Here is a 12,192-nt window from a genome sequence, read left to right on the forward strand (position 1 = left end):
AGCAGGAATTTCTCTGTTTTTGTTGAAATACTATATTGTTACCGCAATTTTATTTTTCATTGAAATCCGGAAGGCACAGCCTTCCCTGTGCAAAGGTGGTGATACCATGTCCATGCTGGAAGACATCAAAAATGCCGAACAGAAGGCGGATGACCTGAAGAAACAGGCCACCCTGGAAGCCCGGAACACCGTACGGGATGCCCAGGCAGAAGCCCACAAGGAGGCGGACGCCCTGATCGCGGAAGCCCGGAAACAGGCCGCCGCAGCCATTGCCCAGGCGGAAGCCCAGGCCAAACAGGAAGCAGACGCTCTGGTGGAGAAAAACCGGAAACGGGATGAGGCCCAGGCGGCGGAAGCCCGGAAAAATCTGGATGGGGCAGTCCAGTATATTATGAAGAAGGTCGTGATCGAATGTTAGTACCCATGCAAAAACTGACCCTCTATGCTCTGAAAGCCGATCGCGATGCCCTGCTCCTGGCCCTCCAGAAGGACGGGAGTGTGATGCTGGAACCGGAAGCGGGAACCAAGGCCCTGCCCGGATCAGAAAAAGTCAGCGCCCAGCTGGATAAAACCGGCCAGGTGCTCCAGTTCCTGGTCCAGAACGGTGCCAAGAATCCTCTGTTTCCCCAAAAAGAAGCCATTTCCTATGGAAATTTCCTGAAAGAGACCCAGGAAGGCCGGCAGCTGACGGAGAAACTGGATACTACGGCCAGCAAGATCGCTTCCCTGGAAAGTGAAGCGGCCGCCCTCCGGACTCAGGCAGAAAGCCTGGATCCCTGGCTGAAACTGGATATTCCCCTGGAGCAGCTGAGCTTTACGGAAACCACCCGCTGCCATGTGGGTTTCCTGCCGGAAAAGGAACTGCCGGAATTCCAGAAGGCCATCAGCAGCCTCCTGGCGGATGTGAGCTTCTATGACTTGACCCAGGACGGCCAGGCCATGGTGATCCTGGCTTATGAAGACGCTGACAATGAGGTGAAGCATCTCCTGAAGGAACATGATTTCAGCGAGGCGGTGCTGCCCAAGCGCAGCGGCCTGGCAGCGGATGTCCGGAAGGAACTGCTCCAGGAAGCGGAAGAAAAGGAAAGTCGGATCACCCGGCTGAAAGAGGAAACCCGGCAAAGCATCCCTCAGAAACAGCAGGTGGAACTGTACTACGACCAGCTGAACGCCGCCCATGACCGTCTCCAGAACGGCGGGGTGGAAACCGTCAGTGCCTTCAAGGTACAGGGCTGGGTCCGGAAGGACCGGGTCCAGCGGGTGGAAAAAGTGGTCCAGGGCGTCACCGATGCTTACCAGCTGACCTTTGCCGACCCGGCAGAAGGGGAGATCCCTCCCACGGTGCTGGAAAACGGGAAGCTGGTAGAACCCTACGAAAGCGTAGTGGAATTGTACTCTCTGCCCAAAGCCGGGTCCATCGATCCGGACCTGATCATGGCTCCTTTCCATTTCATCTTTTTCGGGATGATGCTTTCGGACGCAGGCTACGGGCTGGTGCTCACGGTGATGCTGTATTTCGCTCTGAAGAAGTTCCGGCCTACGGGCTTTGCCCGGCAGCTGGCCATGGTGATTTTCTTCGGCAGCATTTCCACCATCCTGTGGGGGGCCATGTTCGGAGGCTGGTTCGGGCTGGAGTGGAAACCTCTGCTCTTTGTCCCCATGAAGGAACCCCTGAAGATGCTGGCCCTGTGCTTCGGCCTGGGGGCCATCCATCTGGTGGCCGGCATGCTGGTGAAGGTCTACATGCTCTTCCGGGAGGGAGACATTGTGGGAGCGGTCTGTGACCAGATCAGCTGGCTGATCATGTTCCTGAGCTTTTTCCTGATGGCTCTGGTTCCGGGGCCTGTGGGCAAATACCTGGCCTGGCTGGGTGCCGGGATCATCATCCTTTTTGGAGGCCGGGAGAAAAAAGGCATCGTCAGCCGGCTCCTGGGAGGGCTGCTGACTCTGTACAACATCAGCGGCTATCTCAGCGATCTGTTGAGCTATTCCCGGATCTTTGCCCTGGGACTGGCCACCGGGGTCATCGCCATGGTCATCAACACGGTGGCCCAGATGCTCTGGAGTGCAGGACCGGTGGGCATTGTGGCCGCCATCCTGGTGCTTCTGGCCGGTCACTATTTCAACATCATCATCAACGTGCTGGGTGCCTTCGTGCACAGCAGCCGTCTGCAGTACATCGAGTTCTTCGGCAAGTTTTATGAAGCCGGCGGCCGGGCGTTCCTGCCTTTGGCACTCCGGACCAAGTATACGGATATTACGAAATAAGGGAGGATTTCATTATGATTACTTTAGGAACAGCGCTGGCATTTGGTGGAGCAGCAACGGCTGCAGCTCTGGCAGGGGTTGGCAGTGCCATTGGTGTAGGGATTGCCGGGCAGGCCGCTTCCGGCGTGGTCAGCGAAGATCCGGACAAATTCGGTAACGTGCTGGTGCTCCAGGCTCTGCCTGGTACCCAGGGCATTTATGGCCTGCTGATCGCCTTTATCATCATCCTGAACCTGGGAGTCATCGACGGGAACGTAAAGGACCTGACCACCTTCCAGGGCCTGGCCTATCTGTTCGCCGCTATGCCCATGGGCATCGGGGGCCTGCTGTCCGCCATTTACCAGGGGAAAGTGGCTGCCTCCGGCATCTACCTGACCGCCAAACGGCCGGAAGAAACCGGTAAAGGCATTATCCTGACGGCTATGGTGGAAACCTACGCCGTGCTGAGTCTGCTGATTTCCTTCATCATGGTGAACGGGATCAAATTATAAGAAAGGGTGACCCGTCGTGTCTGGCGATAAAATCATTCAGAAAATAGAAGAAGAAGCGAAGCGGGACGCGGCAGCCATCGGAGCAGCAGCCCAGGAAAAGGCCCGGAAGGAAAAGGAACAGATCCTGGCCAAAGCCCAGGAACAGGTCCGGGAAATCCAGGCCAAATCCCAGGTGGATGCCAAAGAGGCTGCAGGCCGTCTGCAGCTGATTGCCGAACTGCAGAGCCAGAAAGAGAACCTGGCCAGCAAGCGGAAAGTGCTCCAGGAGGCCTTTGACCGGGCCCGGGAGCAGCTGGAAGCCCTGCCCCAGGAACAATGGGAGAAACTGATCGGGCGGATCATCCTGGAAGCGGATCTTACCGGCCGGGAAACCCTGGTGGTGCCTGCCAAGGACCGCTCCCGGTATGAAAAGGGATTCCTGGACCGGCTGAACAAAGAGCTGAAGGCCCAGGGCCGGAACGGGTCCCTGACCCTTTCGGACAAAGAGGCGGAGTTCACCGACGGTGTGCTCATCGAAGGGGAGACCTGTGATTATGACGGCTCCTTCGCCACCCTGCTGGAAGACGTACGGACCGGGGAGGAATACCGCGTGGCAGAGCTCCTGTTTGGCGCGGAGGTGAAGTAATATGCCCCAGCCCAGTTATGAATATGCCCTGGGCCGGATCAGCGCCCTGTCCACCCATCTGCTCACCGCCGCCCAGCTGCGGCGGATCGCGGAAGCGGACAGTACGAAGACAGCCATGAAGCTGCTGCTGGAAACCGGCTATGGGGAAAACGTGGCCACGGAACAGGAAGTGGTCCGGGGAGAAATCGACCTGATCATCCGGGCCCAGATGCAGCTGACCCGGAAACGGATCAAGGAACTGACCCCGGATCCGGAGCTTACCGGCCTGTTCCTGCTGCCGGTGGATACCCACAACCTGAAATGCCTGCTGAAGGCACGGCTGCTGGGGATCCAGGCCGATGACATCCTTCGGGAGGGAGGCAATTTCGACCTGAACCTGCTGAAGGACATGGTCCATACCAAGTATTATGAAGACCTGCCGCCCATTTACTGCCAGGTGCTCAACGAAATCGAAGGGGACCTGGCCCGGGAAGCGGATCCGTTCCGGCTCAGCGCGCTCCTGGACGGAGCCCTGTTCCGCCAGGCCAAAGAGGTGCTGGACCGGAAAAAGGAGCGGGGCTTCATCCGGAACTACTTCTCCCTGTGGGCGGATTACCAGAACACCATCAGCCTGATCCGGGCCCAGAACCTCCACTGGGAGCTGTCCCAGCTGCGTCTGGTCCTGGTGGACTGTGGGGATATCCCCAAAACGGTGTTCGAGGAAAGCCTGGATGTGCCTCCGGAACAGCTGGGAGCCCGGCTGAACCAGGGGAGCCATGGAGCCGAACTGGTCCAGGCCATCAACGAATTTGCACAGACCAATGAGCTGGGGGTCATTCCCCGCCGGATGGAAGAGGGCCTGAGCCTGATCCTCCGCCGGGCCAGATGGGACACCCATACCCTGGGACCCATCGTAGGGTATCTGGAAGCCCGGGAAACCGAGGCGGAAGCCCTGCGGATGATCTTCGGAGCCATCCAGGGCGGTTTTGAACCCCAGCTGCCCAGCGTCTATGCCTGATCACAGGAAGCATGGGAGGCAGCAAGATGGATAAAAAGAAAATTGCAGTGATCGGCGATCCCAGCTCTGTGATGATCTTCAAGGCCGTAGGGTTCGATGTATTCTACGAGGAAGAACAGGAACAGATAGAGCGCAGGATCCACCGTCTGGCCGATGAGGGCTATGCCGTGATCTACATTACGGAAACCGCAGCCCAGAAGGCCCAGACCGTGATCGCAGAATATGCTACCGCTACCTTTCCCGCTATCATCCCCATCCCGGCAGGAAACAAATCCCTGGGACTGGGCATGAAGCGTGTCCGGGAAAATGTGGAAAAAGCAGTAGGCGCCGATATTCTATTCAAGGAAGGGTAGGGAACAATCGTGAGTGGAAAGATCGTGAAAGTATCCGGCCCGCTGATTGTCGCCGAAGGCATGAAGGACGTGCAGCTCCATGATATGGTCCGCGTCAGTGACAAGCGCCTGATCGGTGAAGTCATCGAGCTTCGTGATGATAAGGCTTCTATCCAGGTATACGAAGAAACGGCCGGCCTGGGGCCTGGGGAACCGGTGGAATCCACCGGCTCTCCCATGAGCGTGGAACTGGCTCCCGGGCTGATCGAAAGTATCTTCGACGGAATCCAGCGCCCGCTGGAAAAAATCTATGAACTGGCCGGGGACCGGATCAGCCGTGGGGTGGAAGTCCCCAAACTGGACCGGGAAAAGAAATGGCAGTTCGTGCCGGTGGCCAAACCCGGGGACCAGGTGTCCGGCGGCGATGTGATCGGTACCGTCCAGGAAACACCCGCCGTGCTCCACAAAATCATGGTGCCTCCCGGCCAAAGCGGCACGGTGGAATGGGTCTATGAAGGGGAAGCCACCATCCTGGACCCGGTGTACAAACTGAAGGACAGCAAGGGGAATGTGAAGGAGTATCCCATGCTTCAGCAGTGGCCGGTCCGGGTGGCCCGTCCCTACAAGACCAAGCTGCCTCCGGAAGAACCCATGGTTACCGGCCAGCGGGTCATCGATACCCTGTTCCCCATTGCCAAGGGCGGTGTGGCGGCTGTGCCCGGTCCTTTCGGCAGCGGCAAGACCGTAATCCAGCACCAGCTGGCCAAGTGGGCGGATGCGGACATCATCGTGTACGTGGGCTGCGGAGAACGTGGGAATGAAATGACCGACGTGCTGAACGAATTTCCGGCCCTGAACGACCCCCGCACCGGCCTGCCTCTGATGAAGCGGACCGTGCTGATCGCCAACACCTCCGACATGCCGGTGGCCGCCCGGGAAGCGTCCATCTATACCGGCATCACCATTGCGGAATATTACCGGGACATGGGGTACAAAGTGGCCATTATGGCTGACTCCACCTCCCGCTGGGCAGAAGCCCTCCGGGAAATGTCCTCCCGTCTGGAAGAAATGCCCGGTGAAGAAGGGTACCCGGCGTACCTGTCTTCCCGTCTGGCCGAATACTACGAACGGGCCGGGGAAGTGGAATGTCTGGGGAAGGACGACCGGGTAGGCGCCGTTTCCGCCATCGGGGCCGTGTCCCCTCCCGGCGGGGATATTTCCGAACCGGTTTCCCAGGCCACCCTGCGGATCGTGAAGGTGTTCTGGTGCCTGTCTTCGGCCCTGGCCTATGCCCGGCATTTCCCGGCCATCGACTGGCTCCAGAGCTATTCCCTGTATTCCGACCGGCTCCGGGCCTACTATGATGCCAAAGTGGCTCCCGACTGGTCCAAACTGGTGGGGACCGCCATGGAAATCCTCCAGGAAGAATCCAACCTGAACGAAATCGTCCGTCTGGTAGGGATCGATGCCCTGGGCTTCAAGGACCGGATCACCATGGAATGTGCCCGGTCCATCCGGGAAGACTTCCTGCACCAGAACTCTTTCCACGAAGTGGATACCTACACTTCCCTGGAAAAACAGTACGATATGCTGAAGCTGATCATCACCTGGTATGAAAAGGCCCTGGATGCCATGACCAAGCATGTGAAGCTGGACAAGCTGATCGACATGCCCATCCGGGAACAGATTGGCCGTGCCAAGTACATTCCGGAAAAAGAACGGAAGGAAAAGTTCGGCCAGCTGAACCGGGAACTGGAGCAGGCTTTTGCAGAACTGACGGAAGAGGGTGAAGAAAATGCGTAAGGATTACAAAACCATCCGTGAAGTGGTGGGCCCTCTGATGCTGGTGGACCAGGTAAAAGGCGCAACCTATGACGAACTGGTGGAAATCCACCAGCAGAACGGGGAAGTCCGGAACGGGAAGGTGCTTACCGTGGACGGGGACAAAGCCCTGGTCCAGCTGTTCGAGGACTCCCAGGGGCTGCAGCCGGCTACCGCCAAAGCCCGGTTCCTGGGCCACGGGATCCAGCTGGGGGTATCCCCTGCCATGCTGGGCCGTGTGTTCGACGGCATGGGCAACCCCATTGACGGAGGCCCGGCCATCATTCCGGAAGAATACAAGGACATCAACGGGGAGCCTATGAACCCGGCAGCCCGGGAATATCCTTCGGAATTCATCCAGACCGGGATCAGTGCCATCGACGGCCTGAACACCCTGGTCCGGGGCCAGAAGCTGCCGGTGTTCTCCGGCTCCGGTTTGCCCCATGCCCAGCTGGCTGCCCAGATCGCCCGGCAGGCCAGAGTCCGGGGAACCGATGAAAAATTCGCCGTGGTGTTCGCCGCCGTAGGGATCACCTTCGAAGAAGCCAACTTCTTCATGCAGGACTTCAACCGGACCGGGGCTCTGAGCCGTGCGGTGATGTTCATCAACCTGGCCAACGACCCGGCGGTAGAACGGATCGCCACCCCTCGTATGGCCATTACCGCAGCGGAATATCTGGCCTTTGAGCTGGATATGCACGTGCTGGTCATCATCACCGATATCACCAACTATGCCGATGCCCTCCGGGAAGTGTCCGCTGCCCGGAAGGAAGTCCCCGGACGCCGGGGCTACCCTGGGTATCTGTATACGGACCTGGCCACCATGTACGAACGGGCCGGCCGGATCCGGGGCAAGAAGGGGTCCATTACCATGATCCCCATCCTGTCCATGCCGGAAGACGACAAGACCCATCCCATCCCCGACCTGACCGGGTACATCACCGAAGGCCAGATCATCCTGTCCCGGGAACTGTACCGAAAGGGGCTGACCCCTCCCATCGACGTGCTGCCTTCCCTGTCCCGTTTGAAGGATAAAGGGGTGGGCAAGGGCAAGACCCGGGAAGACCATGCGGATACCATGAACCAGCTGTTCGCCGCTTATTCCCGGGGGAAACAGGCCAAGGAACTGGCCACCATCCTGGGGGATTCGGCCCTTAGCAAGGTGGACAAGCTGTATGCCCAATTCGCCGATGCCTTTGAAAAGGAATACGTGTCCCAGGGGTACCGGACCAACCGGTCCATCGAAGAGACCCTGGATCTGGGCTGGAAGCTGCTGGGGATCCTGCCCCGCAGCGAGCTGAAACGGATCCGGGATGAATACCTGGACAAGTACTACAAACCGGCGGACGGCACCAAGGGGGAATAACCCATGGCTACCAACGTAAACCCTACCCGGATGGAGCTGACCCGGCTGAAACGCCGGCTGGCCACCGCCGTCCGGGGGCATAAACTGCTGAAAGACAAACGGGACGAAATGGTCCGGCAGTTCATGATCTACATCCGCCGGAACCACGAACTGCGGCTGAAAATGGAAAAAGCCCTCCAGAACGTGTCCCACCATTTCGTGGTGGCCCGGGCCCATATGGGATTCCTGACCATGAACGAAGCCCTGCTGTACCCGGCACGGAGCGCCGAGTTCGAAGTGGGAAGCAAGAACGTGATGAGCGTGGATGTGCCCACCCTGACCTATACCGGGGCCACGGCGGATGATGCGGCCCAGGTGCCTTATTCCTTCGCCTTCACCACCGGGGAACTGGATACGGCGGTGACGGAACTGACCACCTGCCTGCCGGATCTTCTGGAACTGGCGGAAGTGGAAAAGACCTGCAACATGCTGGCGGATGAAATCGAAAAGACCCGCCGGCGGGTCAACGCCCTGGAATATGTCATGATCCCGGAAATGCAGGAAAGCATCAAGTACATCACCATGAAGCTCAGCGAAAACGAAAGAGCCAGCACCGTACGCCTGATGAAAGCCAAGGAAATCATGGCGAAACAGGCGTGAAAAACAGAGTGCTGCAGGTTGTCTGCAGCACTCTGTTTTTTTATGCTACAATATCCGTGACTATAGATCCTGCTGAAAAGCAGCACTGAAAGGAGCACGGTTCTTTGCTGACCACTTTTAATTTCCGGGTACAGCCGGGGGCGGGTCCCCTTTACCGGCAGCTGGCCGCTTATTTCTGCCGGGAAATCCGGCTCCACCACCTGGGATCCCAGGACTTTCTCCCTTCCATCCGGAAGCTGACCCGGGACCTGAAACTGAGCCGGACCACCGTGGAGGGAGCCTATCAGATCCTCATCGACCAGGGAGTGGTGGAAAACCTGCCCAACCGGGGGTACCGGGTGGCTGCCTACCGGCCCCGGGAAGAGGGAGAGGAGCCGAAAACCCCGCCGGATCCGGCCCGGCCGGCTGTCCTTTACAATTTTTCCAACAATTACATCGATACCTCCACCTTCGATACGGTGCTCTGGCGCCGGTGCCTGAACCAGGTGCTCCGGAATCCCGCCTCCATTGCCGGATACGGGGATCCCCAGGGAGAACCGGAACTGCGGAAGGTGCTGGCCCGGTACAGCTACGCTTCCCGGGGGGTGGTGTGCCGGCCGGAACAGATCCTGGTGGGAGCCGGTCTCCAGACCCTGCTGCTGGTGCTGCTGCCCCTGCTGCCGCTGGAACGGAAGGTGGCGGGACTGGAAGCCCCCGGGTTCCCCCAGGCGGAACAGATCTTCCATCTCATGGGCTGGGAAACCTGTGCCTACGATCCGGCAGACCCCAAAGGGGACTGGCCCGGCCTTTTGATGATCTCTCCCGCCAATCCCTACAAGGGACGGGCCCTGACGGAAAAAGAACGGAACAACCTGATCGTGGCCACCCAGCTGGAGCGGGTGTACCTGCTGGAAGACGACTACAATGGGGAATTCCGCTACCTCCACCGGCCCACCCCTGCCCTCCACAGCTTCGGGAACCGGGAACAGATCATCTATCTGGGGTCCTTTTCCCGGACCATGCTGCCTTCCCTGCGGATCAGTTTTTTGGTGCTGCCGGAAAAACTGCTGCCTGCCTACCGGGCCATTGCCGGCCGGTACAACCAGACCTCGTCCACTGTGGAACAGCTGGCCCTGGCGGCCTATATTGAAGAAGGGCACCTGACCCGGCACATCCGGAAGCTCCGGACCCTGTATCGGACCAAGAGCCGGCTGCTCCAGGAAGCTCTGACTGCCGTGTTCGGGGACCAGGTACGGCTGCTGGGCTACGGCTCCGGGCTCCATCTCCACATTGCCCTGGATCGGCCGGGGACAGCAGAAGAACTGGCCGCCCGGGCCCTGGAAAAAGGCGTCCGGGTGATCCCCGTCCGGGGTACGGAACCGGGCCGGCCTCCGGAATTCCTCCTGTCCTTTGCCGGCATCGGAGAGGAAAAGATCCGGGCAGGAGTGGAGGCCCTCCGGGAAGCCTTGGAGGAGTAAGGGAAAAGACAATTGTCTTCTTTCCTCTGGGTAGGGTATAATAAAAAGGATACAGAAAAATCATGAAAGCCCAAACATTGGGGGAGGTGGATGTATGAAAAATACCTGGGAAATTGCCCTTCTGGCCGTGATGCTGGGGATGGGCGGGCCGGCGGCCGGGGAAGCGGCCCAGTATTTTGCTCCCCGTTACAGCCTCAGCGCCAACGGCCAGCTGCAGCCCCCTTTGACGGTGGAATTCCAGAAAGGGATTCCTCTGAAGATCAGCGCTAGCCTTACCGGCCCTGCCAGCGGAGAAAAAGTGCTGGTGCTGGGCTGGCAGGTGGGAGACGGAGTAGGCCTGTCCACCCTCCAGAAAGGGGTGGAATACGCCCTGTACAAACTGGATTTCCGTCCGGGAAAACAGGATATCCTGGTGCTCAGCTACGGCCGCCGGGGCACCGGCAAGACCCATCTGAATGAAGTGGCCGTCATCGGGGAGGATTCCCTGGGGGTGATCCGGCAGCTGCCGGTGAACGGCTTTGTGCCCACCGATGTGTTCAACAGTCCTCTCCAGATCCGCCAGCAGGAAGCGGTGCTGTTCCTGGAACAGGCTCCCCATGTGCTGGCCCTCCGGGCGGACGGAGAAAACGGCTATGTGGCCGAAGTGGAATAAAAAGGAGTGATTGGAATGGAATTGGCTTCCCTGTATGATACCTGCCGGACCTACCGGCGTTTTGAACAGAAACCGGTGGATCCGGCCCTGCTGCGGACCCTGGCGGATGTGGCCCGGAAACGGAGCTGCGGCCGGAACGGCCAGAGCCTCCGGTTCACGGTGGTGGCAAGCCCCGCCAACGTGAAGGCCATGCAGCCGCTGCTCCGGTGGGCAGCGGCCCTGCCCAAAGAAATCGGCACCCCCAGGGAAGGGGAACAGCCGGTGGCCTTTGTGGTAGTGTCCCGGCCCAAGGAGGCCAACCCCACCATCACCAGCATCGACGTGGGCATCGCCCTGGATGCCATGGCCATCACCGCCTGGACCCAGGGGGTGGGCAGCGCCATCCTGGCAGCGGTGGACCGGGCGAAGATCGCCGCTCTGCTGGAGATCCCGGAAGACCGGGAAGTGGTCACCGTGCTGGCCCTGGGCTATCCTGCCCACAAAAGCACCCTGGTGCCCGGAGAAGAAGGGAAACTGGCCTACTATGTGGATGAGGCCCGGGATTATTATGTGCCCAAACTGCCCCTGGAAAAAGTGGCGGATTTCAAATAAACGGATGAGGAAACAAGGAGAAAGCTATGCTGTATGACATTGCCATTGTAGGGGGCGGCCCTGCAGGCTGCAGTGCGGCGGTGACCGCCGCCAACCGGTCCCTGTCCGCCCTGCTGCTGGATACCGGGGATTTCGGCCTGGCCCTGCGGAAAAGCGCCCTGGTGAAAAACTACCTGGGGATGCCGGACCGGTCGGGAGCGGAACTGATGGACGCCTTTACCGCCCACATGAAGGCCGCCGGGACCACGGTGGTCCCCCACAAGGTGCTGAGCATCCTGCCCCGGGAAAAGCACTTCTATCTGGCCACCCCGGGAGAAGTGTACGAGGCCCGGAGCATCCTGCTGTGCCCGGGAGCCTCCCACGGAAAGCCCCTGGAGGGAGAAACGGCCCTTGTGGGGAAGGGGGTCACCTACTGTGCCACCTGCGACGGGTACCTGTACCGGGGAAAGACCATCGGGGTGGTGACCAATCTGCCCTCTGCCTGGGAAGAAGTGGAATTCCTGGCGGGGGTGGCTGGGGAAGTGAAGCTGTGGGCGGACTTCCCCCTGCCGGAAAAACGGCCTGCCAATGTGCAGATCATGGAAGGCAAACCCCGGAAGGTGCTGGGAGAGGAACGGGTGGAAGCCCTGGAAACCACTGCCGGCACGGAAAAACTGGAGGGGCTGTTCCTGCTCCGGGAAACGGATCCTCTGGACCGGCTCCTGCCGGGACTCCGGCTGGATGGTCCCTTCATCCGGGTGGATGACAACCTGGCCACCAGTGTGGAGGGAGTTTTTGCCGCCGGAGATGCGGTGGGCTATCCCTGGCAGATCAACAAAGCGGCGGGAGAAGGCCAGAAGGCTCTGCTGTCTGCGGCTTCCTGGCTCCGGGAGAACCCGGTATGACCGGTGGCAGGATCCGGCATTTCCTGCTGGTCCTGACGGTTCTGGCATTTTTGGGCTGCCTGGCCGGCG

At 59.7% G+C, this 12,192-nt stretch carries 13 protein-coding genes; all 13 read left to right on the top strand.

The features are described 5' to 3' along the window. The first annotated feature begins 106 nt into the window (after positions 1-106). The 13 genes from QVO43_RS07860 (at position 107) to QVO43_RS07920 (ending at position 12,123) form a co-directional block, all read left to right on the top strand. On the top strand, positions 107-418 hold the full coding sequence (locus QVO43_RS07860; protein ID WP_288174763.1) for a hypothetical protein: 312 nt from the start codon (positions 107-109) through the stop codon (positions 416-418). Beyond that, positions 412-2,268: a V-type ATP synthase subunit I gene (locus QVO43_RS07865; protein WP_022487984.1), complete on the top strand. Its 1,857-nt coding sequence runs from the start codon at positions 412-414 to the stop codon at positions 2,266-2,268. Before QVO43_RS07860 ends, QVO43_RS07865 begins: the two co-directional genes overlap by 7 nt. Positions 2,269-2,282: 14 nt before the next feature. Continuing rightward, entirely contained in the window at positions 2,283-2,759 is a 477-nt protein-coding gene (locus QVO43_RS07870; RefSeq protein WP_022487985.1) for a V-type ATP synthase subunit K, read from the top strand. 16 nt (positions 2,760-2,775) lie between these two features. Further along, complete coding sequence (locus tag QVO43_RS07875) at positions 2,776-3,384, top strand: V-type ATP synthase subunit E (RefSeq protein ID WP_022487986.1); 609 nt, start codon at positions 2,776-2,778, stop codon at positions 3,382-3,384. A gap of 1 nt (position 3,385) precedes the next feature. Beyond that, positions 3,386-4,381, top strand: coding sequence for a V-type ATPase subunit (locus tag QVO43_RS07880; protein ID WP_022487987.1), 996 nt, complete (start codon positions 3,386-3,388; stop codon positions 4,379-4,381). Positions 4,382-4,407: 26 nt separating this feature from the next. Continuing rightward, positions 4,408-4,734 (top strand): V-type ATP synthase subunit F, encoded by a 327-nt coding sequence (locus QVO43_RS07885; RefSeq protein ID WP_022487988.1) that lies wholly within the window; start codon positions 4,408-4,410, stop codon positions 4,732-4,734. Between the two features lie 6 nt (positions 4,735-4,740). Continuing rightward, positions 4,741-6,516, top strand: coding sequence for a V-type ATP synthase subunit A (locus tag QVO43_RS07890; RefSeq protein WP_369678686.1), 1,776 nt, complete (start codon positions 4,741-4,743; stop codon positions 6,514-6,516). Then, on the top strand, positions 6,509-7,900 hold the full coding sequence (locus tag QVO43_RS07895) for a V-type ATP synthase subunit B (protein WP_022487990.1): 1,392 nt from the start codon (positions 6,509-6,511) through the stop codon (positions 7,898-7,900). Before QVO43_RS07890 ends, QVO43_RS07895 begins: the two co-directional genes overlap by 8 nt. Before the next feature lie 3 nt (positions 7,901-7,903). Next, positions 7,904-8,539: a V-type ATP synthase subunit D gene (locus tag QVO43_RS07900; RefSeq protein WP_012937587.1), complete on the top strand. Its 636-nt coding sequence runs from the start codon at positions 7,904-7,906 to the stop codon at positions 8,537-8,539. 104 nt (positions 8,540-8,643) lie between these two features. Further along, positions 8,644-9,996, top strand: coding sequence for a MocR-like pyridoxine biosynthesis transcription factor PdxR (pdxR, locus tag QVO43_RS07905; protein ID WP_022487991.1), 1,353 nt, complete (start codon positions 8,644-8,646; stop codon positions 9,994-9,996). Positions 9,997-10,090: 94 nt separating this feature from the next. Further along, complete coding sequence (locus tag QVO43_RS07910) at positions 10,091-10,648, top strand: hypothetical protein (protein WP_022487992.1); 558 nt, start codon at positions 10,091-10,093, stop codon at positions 10,646-10,648. Positions 10,649-10,663: 15 nt separating this feature from the next. Next, complete coding sequence (locus tag QVO43_RS07915; RefSeq protein ID WP_022487993.1) at positions 10,664-11,239, top strand: nitroreductase family protein; 576 nt, start codon at positions 10,664-10,666, stop codon at positions 11,237-11,239. 26 nt (positions 11,240-11,265) lie between these two features. After that, complete coding sequence (locus QVO43_RS07920) at positions 11,266-12,123, top strand: NAD(P)/FAD-dependent oxidoreductase (protein WP_022487994.1); 858 nt, start codon at positions 11,266-11,268, stop codon at positions 12,121-12,123. Positions 12,124-12,192 lie beyond the last annotated feature (69 nt).

It is taken from the genome of Acidaminococcus sp. CAG:542, assembly GCF_000437815.1.
Lineage (GTDB): Bacteria > Bacillota > Negativicutes > Acidaminococcales > Acidaminococcaceae > Acidaminococcus.

Excerpts from the sequence above, each read along its gene's own strand:
- QVO43_RS07920 (WP_022487994.1), top strand. The coding sequence starts at position 11,266 with ATGCTGTATGACATTGCCATTGTAGGGGGCGGCCCTGCAGGCTGCAGT.
- QVO43_RS07860 (WP_288174763.1), top strand. The coding sequence starts at position 107 with ATGTCCATGCTGGAAGACATCAAAAATGCCGAACAGAAGGCGGATGAC.
- QVO43_RS07915 (WP_022487993.1), top strand. The coding sequence starts at position 10,664 with ATGGAATTGGCTTCCCTGTATGATACCTGCCGGACCTACCGGCGTTTT.
- QVO43_RS07865 (WP_022487984.1), top strand. The coding sequence starts at position 412 with ATGTTAGTACCCATGCAAAAACTGACCCTCTATGCTCTGAAAGCCGAT.
- QVO43_RS07910 (WP_022487992.1), top strand. The coding sequence starts at position 10,091 with ATGAAAAATACCTGGGAAATTGCCCTTCTGGCCGTGATGCTGGGGATG.
- QVO43_RS07885 (WP_022487988.1), top strand. The coding sequence starts at position 4,408 with ATGGATAAAAAGAAAATTGCAGTGATCGGCGATCCCAGCTCTGTGATG.
- QVO43_RS07900 (WP_012937587.1), top strand. The coding sequence starts at position 7,904 with ATGGCTACCAACGTAAACCCTACCCGGATGGAGCTGACCCGGCTGAAA.
- QVO43_RS07880 (WP_022487987.1), top strand. The coding sequence starts at position 3,386 with ATGCCCCAGCCCAGTTATGAATATGCCCTGGGCCGGATCAGCGCCCTG.
- QVO43_RS07870 (WP_022487985.1), top strand. The coding sequence starts at position 2,283 with ATGATTACTTTAGGAACAGCGCTGGCATTTGGTGGAGCAGCAACGGCT.
- QVO43_RS07895 (WP_022487990.1), top strand. The coding sequence starts at position 6,509 with ATGCGTAAGGATTACAAAACCATCCGTGAAGTGGTGGGCCCTCTGATG.